Origin of the sequence: Moritella sp., from assembly GCF_033791185.1 — a bacterium.
In the GTDB taxonomy this organism is placed as follows: Bacteria; Pseudomonadota; Gammaproteobacteria; order Enterobacterales; family Moritellaceae; genus Moritella.
In genome coordinates this window covers 22,889-45,841 of record NZ_JASJHF010000083.1, presented here as the reverse complement: position 1 = coordinate 45,841, position 22,953 = coordinate 22,889, and the positions used below count along the sequence as shown (strand labels likewise).

General features: G+C 41.3%; 19 protein-coding genes. 4 read left to right on the top strand and 15 right to left on the bottom strand.

The window, feature by feature from the left end:
• Positions 1–23: 23 nt before the first annotated feature.
• Positions 24–935, bottom strand: coding sequence for a LysR substrate-binding domain-containing protein (locus QNK26_RS05235; RefSeq protein ID WP_319221302.1), 912 nt, complete (start codon positions 933–935; stop codon positions 24–26).
• 152 nt (positions 936–1,087) lie between these two features.
• Here QNK26_RS05235 and QNK26_RS05230 point away from each other — a divergent pair, with 152 nt between their 5' ends.
• Both QNK26_RS05230 and QNK26_RS05225 read left to right on the top strand, forming a co-directional pair.
• Positions 1,088–1,756, top strand: coding sequence for a cupin domain-containing protein (locus QNK26_RS05230; RefSeq protein WP_319221300.1), 669 nt, complete (start codon positions 1,088–1,090; stop codon positions 1,754–1,756).
• Positions 1,757–1,864: 108 nt separating this feature from the next.
• Positions 1,865–2,986: a flavin monoamine oxidase family protein gene (locus tag QNK26_RS05225; RefSeq protein ID WP_319221299.1), complete on the top strand. Its 1,122-nt coding sequence runs from the start codon at positions 1,865–1,867 to the stop codon at positions 2,984–2,986.
• A 117-nt stretch (positions 2,987–3,103) separates the two neighbouring features.
• Here QNK26_RS05225 and QNK26_RS05220 read toward each other — a convergent pair whose 3' ends face one another.
• The 4 genes from QNK26_RS05220 to QNK26_RS05205 form a co-directional block, all read right to left on the bottom strand.
• Positions 3,104–4,195, bottom strand: coding sequence for a calcium:proton antiporter (locus QNK26_RS05220; protein WP_319221297.1), 1,092 nt, complete (start codon positions 4,193–4,195; stop codon positions 3,104–3,106).
• A gap of 376 nt (positions 4,196–4,571) precedes the next feature.
• Entirely contained in the window at positions 4,572–5,879 is a 1,308-nt protein-coding gene (locus QNK26_RS05215; protein WP_319221296.1) for an NCS2 family permease, read from the bottom strand.
• A gap of 18 nt (positions 5,880–5,897) precedes the next feature.
• Positions 5,898–7,031: an adenosine deaminase gene (locus QNK26_RS05210; protein ID WP_319221295.1), complete on the bottom strand. Its 1,134-nt coding sequence runs from the start codon at positions 7,029–7,031 to the stop codon at positions 5,898–5,900.
• A 137-nt stretch (positions 7,032–7,168) separates the two neighbouring features.
• Positions 7,169–8,089 (bottom strand): LysR family transcriptional regulator, encoded by a 921-nt coding sequence (locus QNK26_RS05205; RefSeq protein WP_319221293.1) that lies wholly within the window; start codon positions 8,087–8,089, stop codon positions 7,169–7,171.
• Between the two features lie 99 nt (positions 8,090–8,188).
• On the opposite strand from QNK26_RS05205, the gene QNK26_RS05200 reads away from it, so the two are divergent.
• Complete coding sequence (locus tag QNK26_RS05200) at positions 8,189–9,085, top strand: glycosyltransferase family 2 protein (protein WP_319221292.1); 897 nt, start codon at positions 8,189–8,191, stop codon at positions 9,083–9,085.
• Between the two features lie 142 nt (positions 9,086–9,227).
• On the opposite strand, the gene QNK26_RS05195 is transcribed toward QNK26_RS05200, so the two are convergent.
• The 10 genes from QNK26_RS05195 to QNK26_RS05150 form a co-directional block, all read right to left on the bottom strand.
• Complete coding sequence (locus QNK26_RS05195; RefSeq protein WP_319221290.1) at positions 9,228–10,499, bottom strand: NAD(P)H-dependent oxidoreductase; 1,272 nt, start codon at positions 10,497–10,499, stop codon at positions 9,228–9,230.
• 23 nt (positions 10,500–10,522) lie between these two features.
• On the bottom strand, positions 10,523–11,437 hold the full coding sequence (gene rfbD, locus QNK26_RS05190; protein WP_319221288.1) for a dTDP-4-dehydrorhamnose reductase: 915 nt from the start codon (positions 11,435–11,437) through the stop codon (positions 10,523–10,525).
• A 38-nt stretch (positions 11,438–11,475) separates the two neighbouring features.
• Entirely contained in the window at positions 11,476–12,009 is a 534-nt protein-coding gene (gene rfbC, locus QNK26_RS05185; RefSeq protein ID WP_319221286.1) for a dTDP-4-dehydrorhamnose 3,5-epimerase, read from the bottom strand.
• Positions 12,010–12,897, bottom strand: a complete 888-nt coding sequence (gene rfbA, locus QNK26_RS05180) for a glucose-1-phosphate thymidylyltransferase RfbA (protein WP_319221284.1) — start codon at positions 12,895–12,897, stop codon at positions 12,010–12,012.
• On the bottom strand, positions 12,887–13,978 hold the full coding sequence (gene rfbB / locus QNK26_RS05175) for a dTDP-glucose 4,6-dehydratase (protein WP_319221282.1): 1,092 nt from the start codon (positions 13,976–13,978) through the stop codon (positions 12,887–12,889). The genes rfbA and rfbB overlap by 11 nt, the downstream gene beginning before the upstream one ends.
• Positions 13,979–13,982: 4 nt before the next feature.
• Positions 13,983–14,852: a glycosyltransferase family 2 protein gene (locus tag QNK26_RS05170; protein ID WP_319221281.1), complete on the bottom strand. Its 870-nt coding sequence runs from the start codon at positions 14,850–14,852 to the stop codon at positions 13,983–13,985.
• The gene (locus tag QNK26_RS05165) at positions 14,845–15,858 is read right to left on the bottom strand and encodes a glycosyltransferase (protein WP_319221280.1); all 1,014 of its coding nucleotides are present in this window, start codon (positions 15,856–15,858) and stop codon (positions 14,845–14,847) included. Before QNK26_RS05165 ends, QNK26_RS05170 begins: the two co-directional genes overlap by 8 nt.
• The gene (locus QNK26_RS05160) at positions 15,848–17,017 is read right to left on the bottom strand and encodes a glycosyltransferase (protein WP_319221278.1); all 1,170 of its coding nucleotides are present in this window, start codon (positions 17,015–17,017) and stop codon (positions 15,848–15,850) included. Before QNK26_RS05160 ends, QNK26_RS05165 begins: the two co-directional genes overlap by 11 nt.
• Before the next feature lie 242 nt (positions 17,018–17,259).
• Entirely contained in the window at positions 17,260–19,503 is a 2,244-nt protein-coding gene (locus QNK26_RS05155; RefSeq protein WP_319221276.1) for a peptidase U32 family protein, read from the bottom strand.
• A 170-nt stretch (positions 19,504–19,673) separates the two neighbouring features.
• Positions 19,674–20,687 (bottom strand): hypothetical protein, encoded by a 1,014-nt coding sequence (locus QNK26_RS05150; protein WP_319221275.1) that lies wholly within the window; start codon positions 20,685–20,687, stop codon positions 19,674–19,676.
• A gap of 386 nt (positions 20,688–21,073) precedes the next feature.
• On the opposite strand from QNK26_RS05150, the gene QNK26_RS05145 reads away from it, so the two are divergent.
• Positions 21,074–22,921 (top strand): M3 family metallopeptidase, encoded by a 1,848-nt coding sequence (locus tag QNK26_RS05145; protein ID WP_319221274.1) that lies wholly within the window; start codon positions 21,074–21,076, stop codon positions 22,919–22,921.
• The last annotated feature ends 32 nt before the right edge of the window (positions 22,922–22,953 follow it).

Genomic DNA, 22,953 nt, shown 5'->3' with positions numbered 1-22,953 from the left:
TCTCGTTATAGTTTTTATGGCACTCACGTTACAGCAGCAACCGTTTCTAATAACCACGTCTTAAAGGCCTGCACTTTTTCTATCGAGTCATGTTCAGGCCGCCAAACAATGTAATAAGCTAACTCAGTACTACTATCAAGCGCAGGGAATGGCTTCACTAAACGTCCACAGGCGAGATCGTCTTTGACCAATACGCTACGGCCTAATGCGACGCCCTGCCCAGCCACCGCCGCTTGTATAACAGACGCCGAGTTATTAATCTTCAAGCCTTTAGTCGTGTCTACATCATCCACTTCTTGTACAGCTAACCAACTCGTCCAAGTCGGAAAGCCCGAGCTTATTGGCATAGAATGATCATGTAATAATGGATAATTCGATAAATCTTTCGGTAACGCTAATCCTTGCTTAATCAGATCAGGCGAGCACACCGGAAATATATCCTCCCCCATCAGCAATGCTTGTGACAACCCCAGCCAATTCCCTTTGCCATAACGTACGCCGACATCAATGTCTTCAGCAAAGTAATCAACAGAGCGCGAATTGGTATTTAAGCGCAGATCATAATCAGGGTGTTTAAGTTGAAAATCATCAATACGTAATAATAGCCACTTGGCGGCAAACGCAGGACTTACTGATACGGTAATGGCATTGTTGATGTTCGGTTTTTGTAATAACGCTAACCCTTGAGATATGTGCTCTAAACCGAGACTAATTTCCGGTAATGCAATTTTAGCCTGCGCGGTTAATGTAAGGCGTGAAGCGCCACTGCTAGCGCGAATAAATAAGCTCAGCCCTAGCCACTCTTCTAATAACCGTACTTGCTGACCAATTGCTGCAGGGGAGACATTAAGCTCTTTTGCCGCCAAAGAAAAACTAAGGTGCCTTGCTGATGCTTCAAAAGCACGCACTGCGTTTAAATGGGCTATATTATTCATTTATGCTCTAACCTCGCCTTAACACACCGATAAACAAAAACTATATCGACAGTATAGAAGTAGTGCTTTGTCATAAGCAAAGAATATAGCCATAATTAATACATAAAGTCATCGAACGACTTGCCCTTATCACATGACAGTGGAATAACGATATGAACATTAATAGCGATCTTACCCTAGCTGCAAAGGTATTCTTTAATCAATCAACTTGGATCCCCTCTCCGCTGAAAGGTGTATCACGTAAAATGTTAGAGCGTGATGGTGCAGAGTTCGCTGCAACACCAACAACACTGGTGGTTTATGACGCTGACAGCTATTTCACTAGCCATGTGCATACTGGTGGCGAAGAGTTCTTGGTATTAGCAGGTGTATTTTCCGATGAACACGGAGACTACCCTGTTGGCACGTATAAACGTAACCCCGTCGGTACAGAGCACGCACCAATAGTCAAAGGCGGCTGTATGATCATAGTAAAACTCGGTCAATTCCAAGATGGTGACGAGCAAGATATAGAAATAAATACCGCTAATCAGGCCTTTATCCAAGATGTAAACAGCTCTGCAGTACAATATCAATTACTGCATGCTTTCAAACAAGAAACGGTGCGCTTAGAACGTTGGGCTCCTAACTCACATATCAGCCTAGAAAACGCTGGCGGTATTGAAGTGCTGGTGATTAATGGTGAGTTACATCATCAAGGTGATGTGTATAACAAATTTGACTGGCTACGCTTACCGATTGGTGAAGCGCTAGACATCACCACCACTGCTGATGATTGTGTTGTTTGGATCAAAACAGGTCATCACAGCTATCGATTATAACCATCGTTTAGAAGAAACAGTTTATAAAAGCTCGGTTATCGCGATTAATTTACAACAAACCGTTTATTAACGGCTGCTTTGATACTTAAAAATCTGGATACTTAAAATATGAAAACTGAATTTGTTATTGTTGGCGGTGGCTTAAGCGGGTTATATGCGGCTTATTTATTAGAACAACAAGGTAAAGACTATATTTTACTGGAAGGTCGTCAACGACTTGGCGGACGCATATATACCGAAGACAAGTTTGATATGGGCCCCTCGTGGTTTTGGCCTGATATGCATCCACGTATTACTCAGTTGATTGATGATTTATATTTACCAGTCTTCCCACAGCATGATAAAGGCGCGTTCTTGTTTGATAAATACGAGAACAAAGCACCGCTACGTTATGAATCAGGCTATGCCGGATCGCCACAATCAATGCGTGTTGCAGGTGGCATGCAAACGGTTGTTGACGGCATCGTAGCGAAACTAACAAACGAACGACTGATCTGCAGCGCTAAAGCATCTCACGTAGCACTGCATACAGAGGAGCAAGGTAGTTATTCCATCGTTACCGCTGAAATAAACGGCAAGCAACAAACAATACAAGCACGACAGGTCATCTTTGCAATGCCATTGCGCTTACTTGTAAGCAGCATTAAATTTACCCCTGCATTACCGATGCAGGTGCAAAACAAGTTTGCAACAACAGCGACATGGATGGCAGCGCATGCCAAGTTTTTTGCCATCTACGATACCCCATTCTGGCGTGAAACAGGTTTGTCCGGCTCAGCCAGCAGCCAAGTGGGTCCATTAGCAGAAATACATGATGCCAGTACTATGGAGGCGTCTATTAATGGTAGTGATAATGCGAGTGGCAATGAGAGCGGTGCGCTATTTGGTTTTGTCGGTATTGATGCCCACACTCGTCACTCGGCAGGTAATGAACTAATCAAATCGTTAGCCGTAAAGCAGCTTGTGCGAATTTATGGTGAACAAGCCGCAAATCCTATTGATGTAAAGTTAATCGACTGGAGCCAAGAAACCATGACCGCGACCGATACCGATAAAAATGCACCAAGTGCCCATCCACACTATGGATTACGCGATATGCAATCAGCACTCGTACCAATCCATCAACAAGGTTGGTTCTTTGCCGGAACAGAAGCCGCTGAAGAAAATGGTGGTTATATTGAAGGCGCGTTAGAAGCGGCTGAAGCAGTAATCGTACAACTAAAAATTTAGAGTCTTAATCTTTAAACTACAGCCTGTTTACGCTGACTTTCACTGTAAACAGGCTTATTCATCGTGACGACTTATTCTCAATAATATATAAATCACCAGTACAAGTGCAGCATGTGATTAGTCAAACATTAGCACTACATATGCAAAGAATAACAGCAAGTGAGTCACACCAACTAATACATTGGATTTACCACTCGAAAAGCTCACACTAGTCATCAATAACGTCGCAGAGAGCAACACCATATCAGGTGTAGTTAAGCCCAGTACTACGGGTTGTTCTAACAGCATAGAAATAAATAATATAGCAGGTACTGTTAGCGCAATTGTGGCTAATACTGAACCAAAGAACAGGTTCATCGCTCTTTGTACTTGATTTTGCAATACTGCTTTAACGCCGCCTAACCCTTCTGGAGCCAAAACTAACAGAGCGATGATTAATCCACCTAATGAAGCAGGTGCTCCCAAGCTAGAAATACCTAAATCAATCGGCATAGCTAAATTTTTGGCCAATAAGATAATGACAGCCAAATAGCTTACTAACATCACGGCGTGAAAAACATTACTATGTAAAGGGCCATGATATTCATGCTGATCTTCATGGGCATCATCAATGAAAAAATGAGTATGACTTTTAGTTTGTGTATATAAGAATACGGCATACAACACTAGCGACATGACGATTAAAGCGACATTCATCGCGATACTAGTTGTTCCGGTTCCTTCAGGTGATATAAAGTTTGGCATGACCAAACATAACAATGCCAAAGGTATTATTGCCACCATGTAGGATTTAATACCCTCACGATTATATTCTTGCGTGTGATGTTTCCAGCCGCCGATTAATAATGACATACCCACAAGTCCATTTAATACCGCCATGATAACGGCAAACATGGTATCCCTTGCCATTTCTACGTTCGAGTCACCAGTAACCATAACAGACGAAATCATAACAACTTCAAGTAACACGACAGACAGTGTCAAAATCAATGTGCCATATGGGTCACCTAACTTTATTGCTAGCGCATCAGAATGACGAACCACCGCAAATATCGCCACTAATACAACCGCGAATAAAACTACAGTAGAACTTATATATGTAGCAATTGAATTAGTGTCAAATAGAACTTGATCTCCCCCCATTTTCAATACCAAGACTAACAGTAGTCCTATGAACAATGAATATTCGTGTTTCAACAGTTTTACCATAAATTGATCCTTTAGAAATAAACGAAATTAAACAGCACAGGCTAAGTATCAAGTATCTTCCAAACAGCAATTATTAAGTTAATAGCGCTGTTTTGAAGACGCTTGATTTTACGGGAAGTGAACTTAAAGTCCACTCAACATCGATACTAACTAAACATAATTATTAGGATCATAGCTGCAGCTCTGGAAATACCTAAAAACGGTTTGATAACGTCCAAGAATGGTATGCCACATGGGGTGTAAGTAAGCGCTATGGCAACAACTATCGACGTTACGAATACTAATTTTATCAATAACAGAATCAAAAAAAACCAACGCAAAGCTAAGCCTGCGTTGGATTTTAATACTTGCTCTCAATTCATCACGACACTCAATATCAGTGGCTAGCGACAACCGAGAAATAGTAAATCATCGCAAGTGCAATAACATACACAGACCATTGATCTTCTTGCATACGGCCAGTCGCAACTTTCAAGAAAGCATACACAATCATAGCAGCGGCAATACCATTACCTGAGTTAAAGCTAAAAATAGTCATGGCAACACAGATAAACGCGGGGAAGTATTCGGTAATATCGTCGTAGTTTACTTTCTTCATTGACGACATCATCGAGAAACCAATATAGATAAGCACTGGTGCTGTTGCTACAGTCGGGATCATTGTCGCGATTGGCGATAAGAACAAGGTAAACAAGAATAAGATAGCTGTAACAACCGCCGTGAAACCAGTACGACCACCCGCTTCAACACCTGCCGAACTTTCTAGATATGTAGTCAGCACGGGACACGAGAAGAATGAACCAAAGGTCGTTGCACATGAATCAACGTGAAAGTTCTTTTCAATACCAGGTAAATTACCGTCTTTATCTAAGTAGCCAGCTTGTGCTCCCACACCCAGCAGCGTTCCTAACGTAGAAAAGAAATCAGGAATAAAAAAAGCCAGTAAGAAAGGTAAATACTTCGGTTCTAACGCACCTAAAATATCAATCTCAAACAACATGCCTTCCATGCTACCCGGCATAGCAAAGAACGTCTCCGGTATTGTAGCTAAACCAAACGGCACACTGATAGCGGTGGTGATCAAGATAGCTAGAATAATACCGCCACGGGTTTTCTGAGCAACAAAGAACATCACCAAAAAGAAGCCAGCCATCGACATCAAGGCTTTCGCCGATGATAAGTCACCAAGATTAAGTACATTTTTAGCTGGATTGGCAATTACAATACCCGCTTGCTTCAAACCAAGCAATGCAATGAACAAACCAATACCAACACCAACCGATACCTTGATACTGTGCGGAATAACCCGAACAATAAAGTCACGCACACCTAAAAATGATACAGCCATAAAGATAGCACCACTGATAAACACAATACCCGATGCAATGCTTAGCGGGACACCGTCACCTAACAAAGTAAATGAGAAGATAGCCACACTGCCTAAGCCAGGGCCAAGTACGAACGGACGGTTGGTATAAAATGCCATCGCCAAAGTAGTCAATACTGTCATCACGATAGTTACCGTCATCGCGGCGGAGAAAGGTAACCCCCCCTTACTTAACATGCCTGGTACAACCGCAATCAGATAAGCCATAGTTGCAAACGTTGTAAAACCAGCAATTACCTCCGTTCTTAAGTCCGTATTATTCTTCTCAAACTCAAAGAACTCCTTTATTTTAATCATTACTGATTTCCTTTCCATTTATAGTTTTATGCAAGATATAAAGTGCTTTGAAACGGGATGACGACGGTATTCAATCAGCTGCTCCGACGCTATTTCAGGTTCTTGATCTATTTGATCTCGGAGTAAATCAAATTCAAGCGTCCATTGTGAAATCCATTGCTTTTTAATCACGTCTGGTAACCAACTCGCACCTAGGCTGTTAAGCATAAAGTGTTTCAAACTTTCAATATCAAAGCCAAAGTCTTCCACCATTACGCGATAACAATTTGTGCTGTCCGTCGCATGCATGTGCCAATCATCGGTACAGGGAATGATATTGAGCCCGGCTTTGGCCATGGCTCTGATAGGATGTTTAATTTTCCACTCAGTATGCTCAGGCCACTGACTTAAAAAATAGGTGTTCGACGGCACCACGGTAAATGGAATACCTTGCTCAGCATATTGCTCAGTTAGCTCTGGGTTATCAATAATGCTGTAGCCGTGATCAATACGATCAACTTCGACTAACTCAATACCTGCAACCACATTACGCCAATGTAAACCAAACTCAGAACAATGGGCGGTTAGCTTGTAACCATGGTCTTGTGCTAAACGATAAGCTTGCCAGAATTGTTCTACCGATGCGTTATGCTCTTTATAATCAATACCAATACCCAACACATAAGGATGCGGGTGCTGCAACATAATCTCGACCATTTCCACTGCAAGTTCAGGAGACTTTTCACGATTGATAGAAGGAATAAGGCGGATAGTAATATTAAATTGCTGTAAGGATTTCTCGATGCCTCGAACGAGGGCTTGGTTGACATCTTGATAAGAGATATGGGTATCTGAAGGGTTCCAAAAGGTTTCAATATAACGAACCCCACAGGCGTGGGCATCTTCTGCAACTTCCAAAAGTACGCGTTCGTAATCTTCGGCTTCTTGCATCAATTCATACAGGAAGGTTAACGCCGCAATACCGCCTTTGGTTGAACCGGTCTCTGTTTTATAAGCACGGTAATAACTTTTGGCTTCTAATTCCGATAATGGATAATCATACTTTTTCGCAAAGGCCAACATGGTCTCTAAGCGCACGCCGCCAAGCAAATGATAATGCAAGTCAGCTTTAGGGAACTGACTTAAAAACTGATGAAATGATATTTGACTCACAACAACCTTCAACACAAAGTAAGTAAGCCGTGAGTATCGCTGATTTAAACGTAAGAAAGAAATGCAAAAAATGGTATGGCAATGCAAAAATAGCATTGCCGCAATGCAGAATCGATTATCGACACGAGATCATGTCATCAAGGTGTATAAAACGCCTCGGCAATCTGCCAATCTTCATTGGTTTTGTGCTGCACGGTACGCCAGAACTGTTCAGCCTCTACAGATAAACGCGCGCGATTCCGATATAACCGCACTTGAAAAGGAATACGGTAAACCTCAGGATTAATCGGCACTAATTTACCCGACCTTAACTCATCTTTAATCAAGCAATCAGGTAACCAGGCAATCCCCTTACCTCTTAATGCCATCTCTTTATGCAGCTGGCACACAGATGATTCAAAAACCGGATGACAGTTAAAAGTCGGTTGCTGCATCTGCCCACTGCTAATCAGTCGCGCGCTATAGCTTTCTGAAGAATAACGTAAATACGGTACAGACTCTGCGCCAAGTTGGTACATAGGCAAACCAACATCATCCGCTTTGGTCACTAACAGGAAATCCCCTCCCCCTAAAAATAGATTCTGATACGGGGGTTGTAACAAAGATAAAATATCAAACGCAAACAGAAAATCACACTCGCCATTGGCTAATGATTTAACCGCTAAATCAACCCGTAGGATATCCACACTGTAAGTCAATGATTGCGGTGATTCGGCAATATCCATGAGCTCGATTAGCGTCGGTGAAGAAAGTGAATGTGGGGAGGCAATACGTAAGGGAGCTAGGATAGGTTGATCAATCCCATTGATTTGATCTAAGCCTTGGTTAAGTTGTTTTAATAAACTTTGCGCCAAGCTGCGGAATTGTTTACCGGCAGGAGTAAAGCGAATCGGCTGTGAACTGCGATCGACTAACTGCTGACCGACAGCCGCCTCAAGGGCTTTAATGTGCCGCCCAAAAGCAGGTTGAGTTATGTGCCGCAATTGCGCCGCTTTGGAAAAGTTACGAGTTTCATTGAGGGTTAGAAAATCCTCTAACCATTTACTGTCAAAACTCATCGTGCAACGCCTCGCTAAATTGAACCGCTATTGTAGCGAACCTCACCTTACATCACTACAATTATTACAAAGCCATCATTTTGCTAGGTGAAAAAATAAATGCTGATATCTATTTGTATGTGTACATATCAAAGAGAGCATGTCGTCAATACACTACAAAGTATTGCGGCATTACGTCTTCCTGATCACGTCGGTCTCGAAGTTATTGTGGTCGATAATGACGAACAAGGTTATGCTGAAAAGCTGGTGAAAGACCAAGCTAATCGCATGAATATACCCGTTTTTTATCATCAAGAGACAGCCAAAAATATTGCCCTAGCACGTAACTGCTCACTTGATAATAGCCAAGGCGAATGGGTAGCATTTATCGACGATGATGAAGTCGCCGACCCCGATTGGTTAGCGCAATTATTATCAACCGCACAGAGTTATCAAGCAGACGCTGTTTTCGGGCGCGTTAAATCAATCTACCCGAGTCATACACCGCAATGGATCATTGAATCAGGCGTATTTGAACGAGCCACGGTAACTAACGGACAAGAAGTCACCAGTGGCGCGACTAATTCAACATTAGTGAGCCAAGCAGCGATTAACAAACACCAACTCCGGTTTGATTCCAACTATGGGCTAACAGGTGGTGAGGATGCCGACTTCTTTTATCGGTTATACCAGCATGGTGGTAAATTAGTTTGTTCGAATGAAGCGTATGTCAGTGAAGAAGTGGCTGGTAATCGGTTAAACATCAATTACCTGTTAAAAAGAGCCATACGCATTGGCGAAACATATACCCGTTACCGTATACAACAAGCACCACTAGCCAATAAACTCGCTTACTTTAGCGATGTGTTATTAAAACTCATTATATTACTCTTTATCGTGTTAATTAAATTACCTTTTGGTCAATCTAAATACGCTAAACCATTATTACAGTTAGTTGATAAATACGGCAAGATAAAAGCATTATTCAGCAGCAAGACCGTCAAACTATACAATTAATCATCATTGTCAATCAAATAACGAGTTACCAGCCGCCCCGAAATCGAAGTCAAATCTGGATAAATAGCGCACAAAAAAGCGAGTCAATGCTAACAATGACTCGCTATAGCGCTAAGCTCGAATGTGGATAAAAACGGCCTAGCTAAGCTAAACTCACGCGTTTAATCAGATTTAATTCTAATCGCTGTTTTTCCAGTACCATATCACTAAATCGTTGTCGTAATTGGCAACCATCTTTATGACCGAGGATCTCAACTTGATGGAATAAGATAGGTTCACCCTTATTAATATCAACCAGCAGTGTCGCGCCAGTGGCTAGCCCTAAAGGCAACGCATGATCGTTGACTGAGTGTTCCGCACTGGTCATCTCACCATAATAATCATAACCACCAATACAATCGAGTTTATCGCCTTTTTTCAGGTCACGCTTGGCACGCGTGATAACATCCGAGACTGGCGCGCCCAGCGGGCGGACCACAGATTGATGTTCAACAACGTTCACGTATATACCGTACAAGGCCTCAATACCAGGCATATGATAAGGTAAATACAATAGGTAATTTGGACCATCCCCCATTTTATAATAAGAAAGTGAATTGAGTATCTCGGGTTTATCCGTTGAAATAACAGCAAACACACCGCCACTTGGTTCAACACCACAAACAACTTCAATCACGCCTGTTTGGTTCAAAATACCGCCATCTTCTTTTAATCTCAATAAACCGACAATATCTTCAAGCGTGCCTTTGGCTAAATGCATACCAGGCACATCAGCGACTAAACCTGTGGCATTAGAAACAATGGTCATTTCCATCGACATTTTAGAACCATCTGCAAAGGATGCGATCATGGCTGGTTTTTGTCCTGATTTTTCAGCCCAAGGTAATACTGTATCTGGGTTAGCAAAAGAATCATGAAAGCCTTTGAATTTGCCGACGGCCACAATTTCAAAGCCTAATACATCAGCATAATTATACAGGTGCTTAATTAACCCCGGTTCATCGCCCCACATATTGCTGTATATCAGATCTTTTTCGCGAAATAGCTCAGCAAGAACAGGACCAACAAGCGCATCCGTTTCGGCACTGACTACAAAATGTTTATTAGCCGCTAATGTAGCAAGTGCAAGCTCACAACCAAACTCTGTATCGCCCGTCAATTCAACCACAATATCTGCATCACTACTGCAAAACTCTTCAATGCTGTCGGCAATAATAGATAAAGGTAAGTTCGCATCTTTCAGCAAGGCAATAATTGGCGCTCGCGTTTTGGAGTAAATCGACACGACATCAATAAAATCCAACAGCGAAATCTGTTGTATCAAACCTTTACTGATATAGCCAGCACCCGCGATGGCCACTTTGATATTGCCATGTTCTATTTTATACGCATCTAATAAATTTCGATTAATCATTGATTTTCCCCAGCAGTAACCAGTTATGCCATTGTTATTTCAATTACATGACGTAACTTACGCCGCCAATCCGAAGGTCTAAAGATCGGTGAAATTTTATGACAGTTTAGAATGCCATTTTTAGGCCGTGTGGCAATTGAAGCATACTCTTCACTTGTCACCGCTGTTAAATTTCGGCCCTGCTCACCAGGTTGGTATTTATCTAATTCTTCAAAAATAGCGCAAGCAAAATCGAACCAACTTACTCCGCTATCTCTATCTCTATCTCTATCTCTATCACCACCATCACTACAAAAGTTATAATCACCAAGTTGATACCGACCCGTTTCCGCCTGATTGTCCTTGGCTATATCAACGACTAAATTTGCCAAATCACCAGCATAGGTTGGACAGCCAAACTGATCGTTAACAATACAAATCGGCGCTTTGCTACGATTAAGATACAACATAGTGGTGACGAAATTTTGTGCATACTCACTAAAAACCCAAGAGGTTCGAATAATGATGTAATGGCTCAAATAAGCCTTTATATATTGCTCGCCTTGCAGCTTCGTTCTCCCATACACATTCAAGGGAGATGGCGTATCGGTTTCAACATAACGGCAATGACTGCGGCCATTAAAAATATACTCAGTCGAAAAGTGAATTAATAACGCACCTATACTATGACATTGTATTGCCAATAAATAAGGTCCATAAGCATTAACAGATTCAGCCGCTACCGCGTCATGTTCCGCCCTATCTACGTCGGTATAACCCGCCGCGTTAATTACCACATCAGGCTTAAACGTCTTAAACACAGCCTCTACCTGCTTTGCATTGGCGATGTCTAATGTGTCTATATCAGTAAATAAGACATCCCAGCCTTGATGTTGTATACGGTCTGTTATCGATTGGCCGATCTGACCACTTTGCCCAGTTATCAGTACTCGATACATAGAGGCCGCCATTGCTTAAACATGTCTTCAAATATAAGTTAAAACAAGTCCTTAAAATCAAGACCCATTTTATCTTTGTCTGACAGTAAGGGATTATCACAAGGCCAATTGATGTTTAATTCAGAATCATTCCAAATCAAGCAACCTTCATCACTATTATCATAATAGTCAGTACACTTATATTCAAAATCAGCCAGATCAGATAACACCACAAAGCCATGCGCTAATCCCGGCGGCAACCAAAATTGCAATTTATTCTCAGCATTTAACCGCACTCCATGACATTGACCATAGGTAGGTGAGTCTAAGCGTATATCCACCGCTACATCGTAAACCTCTCCCATTACCACTCTCACTAACTTGCCTTGCGGATTGTTTTTTTGAAAATGCAGCCCACGCAATACGTTTTTTGAAGACCGAGAATAGTTATCTTGAACAAAATCAAACTCCCCACCAATCACATCGCGATAACGCACCGCTTGGAATGTTTCCATAAAGAAACCGCGGTCATCACCGAATACATCAGGCTGAATAACCAAAGCACCATCAATTGCGGTTTTTGATACTTTCATCTACAACTCCTCGCGAAGTAAACCGTAAAGGTACTGCCCATACTCTGTTTTTTGTAATAAAAATGCTTGGTCTTCTAATTGCCCGCGTGTGATCCAGCCTTTAGAAAATGCAATTTCTTCTAAACAAGCCACTTTTAAACCTTGATTATGTTCAATGGTTTGTACAAACATTGCCGCTTTCAATAATGAATAATGCGTCCCCGTATCAAACCACGCAAACCCACGACCAAAGCGCTCAACATACAATTCACCAGCGGCCAAATACATATTGGTAAGATCCGTTATCTCGACTTCATTTCGAGCAGAAGGCGTTAAAGACTTGGCCATATTAACGACTCTGTTATCATAAAAGTATAAACCAGTAACGGCATTATTTGACTTCGGATGCTCAGGCTTTTCTTCAATGCTTATCGCATTACCTGCTTTATCAAATTCAACCACGCCGAAACGTCCTGGGTCTGTTACTCGGTAACCAAATACCGTCGCGCCAGTATCTTTATCTGTCGCATTCAGTAGCTTGCCAGTGAAATGCTGCCCATAGAAAACGTTATCACCTAAAATAAGGCAGACGTTGTCCTCACCAATAAAGTCTTCCGCAATAATAAATGCTTGCGCGATACCTTCAGGTCTCGGCTGCTCGGCGTATTCAATATTCAGTCCGAATGTCGAACCATCGCCGAACAGATCCTTAAAATGAGGCAAGTCATGAGGGGTCGAAATAATTAAAATATCTTGAATATCCGCCAACATAAGCACTGAGAGCGGATAATAGATCATCGGCTTATCGTAAATAGGTAACAGCTGCTTTGAGACAGCTTTAGTAATGGGATGTAAACGTGTGCCAGAGCCACCCGCTAACACAATACCTTTGTATTTTTTATTGCCCATCAGCATTTTCTCCTCGACGTGTTAACTGATAATCACCACTTAAAACACGCTGCCACCACGTTGTATTATCTAAATACCACTGCACCGTTTTTCTGATACCAGTTTCAAATGTTTCTTTTGGTTGCCAGCTTAATTCACGTTGAATTTTACTCGCATCAATCGCATACCTAAGGTCATGCCCCGGCCTGTCGCTGACAAACCTGATAAGGTCGCGATAATACGCAACCCCATCAGGTTTGTCCGGCACCAGGGTTTCCAGCGCATCACAAAGGGTATTGACGACGTCTATATTGCGTTTCTCGTTATGCCCGCCTATGTTATAACTTTCACCAACCTGACCTTTTAGTGCCACCAGCACCAAGGCGCGAGCATGATCGTCCACATATAACCAATCCCTAACTTGCAAACCATCACCATAAATAGGCAAGACTTGGCCATTTAACGCATTTAATATCATGTGCGGAATGAGTTTTTCAGGGAAATGATAAGGGCCGTAGTTATTTGAGCAATTAGTGATTAACGTCGGCAGACCATAGGTTCGTAGCCAAGCACGAACTAAGTGATCTGAACTTGCTTTGGTGGCAGAATAAGGGGAGCTAGGATCATAAGCCGAGGTCTCTACAAACAAGCCATCTTGGCTCTCTTTACTTCCTTGACCAGCTAAATCACCAAATACTTCATCGGTGGAAATATGATGAAAACGAAAACTTGATTTTTTTTCATCTGCTAATGACAGCCAATAAATACGCGCAGATTCGAGTAAGTTATAAGTGCCAATGATATTAGTTTCAACAAAACAGCTTGGATTTTCGATTGAGCGGTCAACATGAGATTCAGCGGCTAGATGCATGACAATATCAGGCTGATGTTGCAGAAAAACACGATCAACCTCTTGTCTGTTACAAATATCAACACACTCAAATGCATACTGCGATGAAAGTAAGGTCGCTGGAATTGAATCAAGATTTCCAGCGTAAGTTAAACTATCTAGGTTCACCACCTGATAATCAGTATCACTCAATATATGTCGAATAACAGCACTGCCAATGAAGCCTGCGCCACCTGTTACTAATATCTTCATATTGCTATTGCTCATAGTTAACGTTTGAAGAGCTTTGGTCTTGTGACTTTCGTGCTGTAGGGATACTCGGTTTTAATAAATACTGGAAATGGTAGATGAAGGCATCCCGAATATGGAAACGTAAAACTCGGTTACTAAATACGTCCTTAAAGCCGCCATCACTACAACGTAATCCATCCGCCCCAACCACAATTTCACTCTCGTAATGGACTTTGTAACCGAGTTCCCAGCACTTATAACAGATATCGGGATCGGCCATAAAGATAAAATATCGGTCGTCAAAACCGCCAATTTTATTCCAAATATCACGGCTTATAGCCATAAATGACGATTGTAACCAGTCGACATTGGCGGGTTTGAAATAATCAAACTCCACATCTTCATAATAATCTGCAATGCCTTTTAATAAAGGCCAGTTTCTGAGTGACGTTCTACGTACGACTTGCGCGACTAAGTTAGGAAAATGGCGCACGGTATCAGGTGTCGAACCATCATCATTAAGCTGGCGAGTACCGACGATACCAACGTCAGGATCGCGTTTATAGATAGCGACAATGTCAGCTAATATACTCGCAGACTTCCATTCAATATCTGGGTTCACAAACAATAAATAGTCACCATTACAGATGTCTGCTCCCTGGTTACAGCCTCGGGTATAACCATTATTGTGCTGATTGAAAATTAACGTCACGCTATCAGTATCATCGTACTGAGACAGTATCTGTTGGTTACCACTATCTATTGAATTATCAATAATAACCACTTCGGTATCAAAATCACCTTGTTGAGTCAGTATCTTTTCAACATTCTGCACAACGCGTTCCGCTTTAAAAAAATCAACAATAACAACAGAAATCAATATTTTCTTAGCCATAGGAGTCTTCTCTTTGCTCAACGAATAATTTTTTATCGATAACCGATGCAAAAGCATGATTGGTGATATCAATTGTTTGGTCATACCTTGGTATAGACATTAACTCTGCAACGGAATATGCTGGCAAAAGTTCATCTGGATACACAACCGTCATATTAGGATTACTTAACTCTTTGGCGATCTGTAATTGATGGTCATCTGAAAACTCGCCAAATTTTTCTAATCTCGGCATAAATATCACTTTCTTTTGAAAAATAAGCATGTGATTAATACTGCCGACACCACAATGACTAATGACAAGACTACTTTCTTTCACCAGCTCATCCATTTTGTCTTTTCCAACCATATCCACTATTTCGCCATTGGCTGGTTTTACATCAACGTCAAAACCACCCGTTTGAATAAACCAACGTACGTTAGGGTCGTGGTAAATATCAAGTTTTGCCATCGCCTCAATCAGACGTGGAAAAGGATAACAATTAGTGCCTGTTGTGACCAAAACCAATGGCTTCTCAGGTGGTGATAGCGGTGTAATGATCTTATTTACTTTACCTTCTAGATCAAAGGTTTTACCCGCATAGCCAACATTATATTGGTTAGCAACCGCTTCCCACTGCGACATAAATTCATCATATAACTTATATTTATGGATCAACTTACCCGTATTCGATAGCTCAACAACGCGTGATAATGTATCTAAATATACAAACCTTAACGGCAAGAACTTACACACCAAGGCAAAAGGTAAAACGATTGGTCCACCAGTAGTAAATACGGTCCGTGGCCTTTCTTTCACTAGCACATAGAGCGCATAAAAAATATTAACAAAATGAATAAATGCATTTTTTTGGGTGCTCCATATTTTATATACCTTCTTAATTTTATCGTCATTAACTAATGAATGAGTCGTTACTAAGGCAATATCGTCAACATGGTTACAAGCACAAAGCGCCTGAGTAAGGTGCCCACCAGCAGAGGCAATAACAAGTACTTTTCTATTTGACATTTGGACACTCCAAATTAAGATCATCAATTAAACATTGGTAATGACTAACAACGGTTCTTTTCTCAAAGATGTCCAACAGATTGGTGCCTAATGCGCGATTGATACGAGCGTTAAATAAATCATGTTGTAAAATCAGCGCTTCCACTTTTTCAACTAATTCATCTGTATTTTGGTTATAAACTTTAACAGCAGCATCAATCCCTTCTAAGTAGCCATCAATACCGGTATTTGCATGATATAAAATAGGTAACCCAGAAAATAATGCTTCAACAAATACCATACCGAATGACTCGTTCTGACTCGGTAATAGAAATGCTGAATACTCGGTTAGTTTTTCTTGCAGCTCTTTATTATCAATACGTCCCTTGATGGTGACGTGTTTACCTATAGACAATGCTGATATTTTATCCTGCACTATTTTCATCTTACTTTCAGGTCCACAACCGTATATATCTAGCTTGATATCCGGATAATTAGCTATAAGTTTAGCGATAGCTTCCAATAATGGCATTATTCCCTTACGTTCATATTGCTCAAAACGAAAAACTGTAACAAAATTAGCGGCTTCTTTTGGCACATGCAGGTGAGATAATTGCTTCATTTCGCAAAGATTGGGTAGCAAGCTCGATTTATCAGTATCATTGTTCACACTTGACTTAAGCAATTGTGTTATCGGGATTTGCGCCCAAGCGCTGACCCAAAAGATATGTTCAGCCTCTTCCAACACCCTTTTCCAACGTCTTCTTAACAATAATTTATGGCGTAAAATACGCACATCGGTACCGCCACGGACAGAGAGAAAATAAGGTACTTTTGCACGTTTAGCTAACGTTGCGCCTAAGGTGCCATCAATAGCAAGTTTATGCCCATGCACAAGCTGATAATTAATACTGTGTTTTTGGATCAGGTTTAACAGTAAACGACGAGCAAGAAACAGCGACAAAGTTAGTGCGAGGCCAAACGGCAGTCCCCAATAGTAAATAGAGTAAAGTCGCGCATTATTTTGGATAACCTTAACTTGCCAAGGCCATGGAGTACGGTGGATAACAAAGACCGTATGTGTAATGCCTGAAGTGGCATCGAGTAGTAATTTTACTGCGGGCGTACTTAAACTATTACGACCGTCAGGGTAATCTGAGTGTACATGTAAAACATTCATATCATAATAACCTACCACAACCTGCATTTAACCAGCAAGTGACCACTGTTAAATAGGAATTATAGGCATTACATTCTGATACTGGCCACATTAATGGTTAAATATAGCAATGATAATATCTAAGTACATAAAAATAAAGCCAAGTTTCACATCATGTATTTTCACTACAATCAGTAATACTTGGCTTAGATAAATAATTTAAGCCGTTAAGCTTAAATCTGCTGTTAAAGGCTTATAGACCTTTATAAACCTTGCTTGTATTGCGCATTGGTAGATACCGGTACTAAGTTGTTTAAAGCCGCTTTTGATGCTTCATCGCCAGCAAGCAGCGCTTCAAAGTATTTGATTAACTGAACTTTATCTTGTTCTTCTTTAGAGCCGGCACCGATATTAGTTAAATCGATAAAGAACTCGTCGAACAGATCTGAGAAATCATTTACTACGTCAAAGTTTAAGAACTGCTCGTCGTTGTAAATACTTGGGTAACCACCCTTTTGTTTATCAACGGCAAACGAAATACCTTTCACATTGGTAATTGTTGTGGCTTTTTCACATTTCAGCATGCAACCATCTTCAATTGCTGGTTTCTTACAGCCAACCGTTTGTTGGAAGAAACATTGGCGACTGGTCATCATCAGAATTGGGTGGTAAATACTGTAGAACATTTTGAAGTTTTTCGGACGACTAATATTTCTGATTTGAATACGGTTGATCTCATTAGAAATAAACGCACCAGCACAGTTTAATTCTTCTTGCAGTGTTAATAACGCATGTGAGTTAGTAGTATTCAAGAACGGACCAGCAACCCACTCAATCCCCATTTCAAAGGCTTTGTAAGCAATACCGGTATTGTTAGTAACAATACGTTTTGGTTTAACTTGTTCAAGGATCTTCACTGACTCTAGGTAGTCTTTACCAATCAGAACCGCTGGAAACCAAGGGATCAAGCGTGGATTATCTTGCAACAGCTTGATGTGTTTAGGGCAATTCTTTTTCAAGCTTTCAGGGATCTTGAAGTAGATATCCGCATCTGTTACATCTGCAAGGTGTAGATCTTTAGCATTAGCAATCATCAATGATAATTTAGGTGTTTCTTCTACTTTAGGGTGCTTAGGCAATGCAGGAACGTCAACGTGTTTAACCACATCACGTGAACCATTTAGGATAAACGCCACTTGGTTTTTAAGTTCGGTTAATTCTTTAAACGGTACTGTCAGATTCGCATCAAAATTGTTGAAATTCATTGGCGCAAGATCAAACGTTGCATTACTAAAGCTACGGAAACGTTTTTCAACGGTTTCAGGGGTAATTGAAATTTCGTCTGCCGCAGTTAATACAGAATTGCTTTGCACTTCAAACGCAGTGTTGCCAGCAGTAACATTCACTGTTAGCGGGCTGTTTAATTTTGCTGAGAATGCCAACGTTAATGCAATTTTATCAATGCTTAGATCTTTGATTTTTTCTGCTAGTTCAGCACCTAAGGCATTTTTATCAGTATAAAGCTCTTGCTTTACATCATGAATTTGTACTACAGAGATAGCATCACTTTTTTCTACCGCGTAATTAACACTGTTATCACGTGGGTTATCTGTAAACATTCTCTTGTTTAGGTCGCCCTGTAAGAATGAGTTAGTAAAGCTACGGTTAAATACTTTATGCAGGTTGCCATCATCAGCGAGTAATTTACCTGATTCTACAAAGTTGTTGATCTGCTTACGCCATGTATCAACCACAGTGTAAACATAGTGTGCGCCTTTAATACGGCCTTCCACTTTTAATGAATCAACACCTGCGTCGACCAGCTGTGGCAGGTCATAATATGCAGAGTTATCTTTTAGATTCAGAGGGAAACGATGACCTTCCGCTGTCACTTCGTATTCGTCACGACAAGCTTGGCTACAACGACCACGGTTACCCGAGTTACCCACACTCACAGAACTTGAATAACACTGACCAGAGAAAGCAATACATAGCGCGCCATGTACAAATACTTCTGTTAATACGTCATGATCGTGTGCAACCGTTGTTAATTGTTTTATTTCAACTAGGTTTAACTCTCGAGATAAGTTGACGCGCGTTGCACCAATTTTCTGTAAGAATAAGATCTGACCTTCGTTGTGAGTGGTTAGCTGAGTAGATGCATGAATATGTAAAGACGGGAAATGCTTTTTAACGATATTGAAAATACCGAGATCTTGCACGATAATGCCATCAATACCACTGTTAACCAGTTTATTAAGCAGTCGCACTAAGCTAACAACTTCGTGCTCTAAGATCACGACGTTAAGGGTTAAAAAGACTTCACAACTGTGTTCGTGTGCAAGTCGTAAAACGCCATTTAGCTCATCAAATGAAAGATTGGACGCACGGTTACGGGCATTGAACATATCCAAACCACAATAGACAGCATTTGCACCAGCAACAATCGCCGCTTTAATTGCTTCTACATCACCGCCCGGCGCCAATAATTCTATTTTTCTACTCATGCGAATAACCCACTTAATGCTTTTATTGTAATTTTTTGAGGGGGCATTCTACCTGTATATGCAGGTCAATGCTATGAATTAGCAGTTATTGATCTAGATCAATAACTATCCGCCTAACTTTTACCCCTCAATATATAGATCTAGGCGCTAGTCTCAACGGCAGATCTCAACTACTTCGCGTCAGGTACCCATTGCTTCACTGTATTCGGTAATAATATGACGATCTTACCGCGCACTGGATGCCATAATGCTGACAACAGTAATAAGGCTGCACCAATGGCAATACCTGTCATCGCAAAGTTAGTTCCAACATCACCATACATGCTCATCAATCTTGATAATGCATAAAGTACATAGACCAGTGATGACACCATAAAGGCACGGCGGTCGATAATAATAGAAACCAGTGACATCAATAAGTACAACGCAATAATAATCGCGATACTGCTAATGCCTTCTTCACCATTTAAAATACCCACGCCTAAAAATACCGGATGAATAATTAACGGTGCTGACAAGAGATGTAACCAAAATGCCGTATCAGTACGGTTAGTCACCCGTTCGCGATCTGAAGCATCCCAGTACATAGCAAACAGAAAGGTTAAAATACCGCAGGAAAATATCACCACTAATATCCAATCAGTAAGTACATTGATCATATCTGGTGTCGTAAACATCGACACAAAAGAAGACACAATAAAACCAACGGTTGCCGCGGTGCCTGCTGCGATTGTAATCGGCACCCGAAAACGACGCCAGTGGCAAGCGGCGGCGATAACTGATGCGCCAGTCGCCGCAATAATCGCTTGTTGATCAAGGGCTGAAAAGACCTCCATCGATAACTTAAATACGCCACCAATAAAAGCAAGTAATAACATAATAGCGGGAAAGGCCATTTTTCTTTTCAGTACAAAGAACTCGGCAAGCGCCCATGACAATAACGCAAAAGTGGCTAGGCCTAGGCGCGGGTCAATGCTTCTGACCGCCCAAAGCGATGAAAACAATAGCAACGCGCAAGCGATAACAATAAATATATCGTTAAATCCGCCAATTAAACGAATATTTTCTTCATCTGCAATCGTCACTTGTTTTGCAGACTGTTGGTCGCGTCGAAACTCATCAACGGACGAAGCAGTAAAAATTCCTTTATCTACTGCACTGTTAAGATCTTCATCTGTATACATAGTGGTCCTAAAAATGTTATTAATAATCTATAAAGTGCTGAAGTGTATTGGCTTTATTTATAAGGGACAAGAAAAGCGTTAAATAATTTCATAAAACAACTAAATAGAATGTAAATACAACACACTGCCACGCCGTTTTAGTTAAAGTGTGACATAGGTCCTACCGCTGGCTATTTATTTAGTCGTATTTTCTAGTTAGTTTTTTTACTATTGAATCCATATTTTATTTCTTTATTCATAATGCCCGCTTTATCACTGGATATTTAATCGCAATAACACAAGAAATAAACAGCAAAAACAAATAATAAAAATCAAAATAGCGTATGCATTCATTCCGTGTTTCAGATGCACCTTCACCGTTATACGCTGTTTTATAAGGAGATATTTTGAATCCACAAGATTACTTTAACCAGCTTAACGATGACTATTTAGCCCTGCACCGCTGCAAAGAAGACCTGTTTTGGCAGACTTACATGGGCACCAGTGATAACCATGACGGTTTTACCGCTGCAGAAGAAGCGCTAAGTGCGTTTATCTCAGACCCAGCTCACATCCAAGCTACACGTGGTAACCTTGAAGTGCTATTACAGTTAACAGATGAAGACGATGAACTTGTCAAAGGTCTTAAAGGTTGGTTGGCCTTTTTCGATGCCAATGCGATTGAAAGTGCCGAAGGTCGAGATAAAATGGCCGCGCTTATTCGTACTGAATCAGCGCTATTTGCCAAACGCCAAGAATACCTGATGTATTGTAATGACGAAAACGGCGATAAACAGCAAGCATCTCTCACCGTACTTGCCGCTAACATCCGTACTAGCAATAACGAAAGTGTTCGCCAATCAGCGCACCAAGCATTATTAGACCTTGAACAATGGGTACTGAATAACGGTTATATCGAGCTGGTTAAACAACGTAACGACTTTGCTCGTCAACAAGGGTTCCGTAACTTCTTTGATTATAAAGTCAATAAAACCGAGCAGATGACACCTGAGCAACTGTTCACTATTTTAGATGATTTCGAATTACGTACCCGTGAACGTAACCACAGCAGTATTAACAATCTAGCCGAAGTTAAAGGTAACAGCGCCGTTCAAGGCCATAACTTTAGCTTTATGTATGCTGGTGACGCTGCACGTCAACTTGCCCCTTACGTGCCATTCTCGCAATCGTTACGTCGCTGGATGGAATCATTCGGTCGTCTAAATATCGATTATTCACAAGCTGATTTGACCCTGGATTTATTAGACCGACCGGGTAAATACCAAAATGGTTTCTGCCACGGCCCTATCCCATCGTTTTATGCAGAAGATGAATGGCAAGCTGGCAAAATCAATTTCACCAGTAATGCCAAACCCGATCAAATCGGTAGTGGTTATGATGGCATCAATACCTTATTCCATGAAGGTGGTCATGCTGCGCACTTTGCCAATGTGAAACAAAACTCACCCTGCTTCTCACAAGAGTTTGCACCGACATCAATGGCCTATGCCGAAACTCAATCAATGTTCTGCGACAGTTTATTAACGGACGGTGATTGGTTAAAACAATACGCTTATAATGCCAATGGTGAAGTAGTACCAGACGAGGTTATCCAAGCATTGATTGCCGCAAAACAACCCTTCAAAGCTTATGAAGAACGCAGTATTTTAGTGGTACCTTACTTTGAATGGGCCGTATATAGCTGCGATGAAGACTTACTAACACCTGAGTATTTAACCACGCTAGCTCGTGATACAGAGCAACGTATTCTAGGTTTAGCCGCAAGCCCGCGTCCATTACTTGCCGTACCGCACTTACTGTCACAAGAAGCAGCCTGTTCATATCAAGGCTACCTACTCGCGCACATGGCGGTATACCAGACTCGCGCTTATTTTACCGAGAAGTTTGGTTACCTAACCGATAACCCAGCCATTGGTCCATTATTGGCTGAGCATTACTGGAAACCGGGTAACAGCATTAGCCATGATGCCACCTTGCGCAGTTTAACGGGTGAAGGCTTCTCTGCTGCATACCTTGCCGATACCTGTAATAAAACCAGTGCGCAGGCTTGGTTACAAGAACAAGCGAAAATTGCTGCTGCGCAAGCCAGACCCCGCGTCGAACCCGCTGCTCTGAATGCTAAGATCAGTATTGTGGATGGCGCTGAAACCATCGCTGATAATGGCATATCTGACGGTCAATTATGCGATGATTTTGAGACTTATATTACCCAGCGTTATGGTAGTGACTGTTAACAGGTAAACACTGGCAAACAATAAATATCATT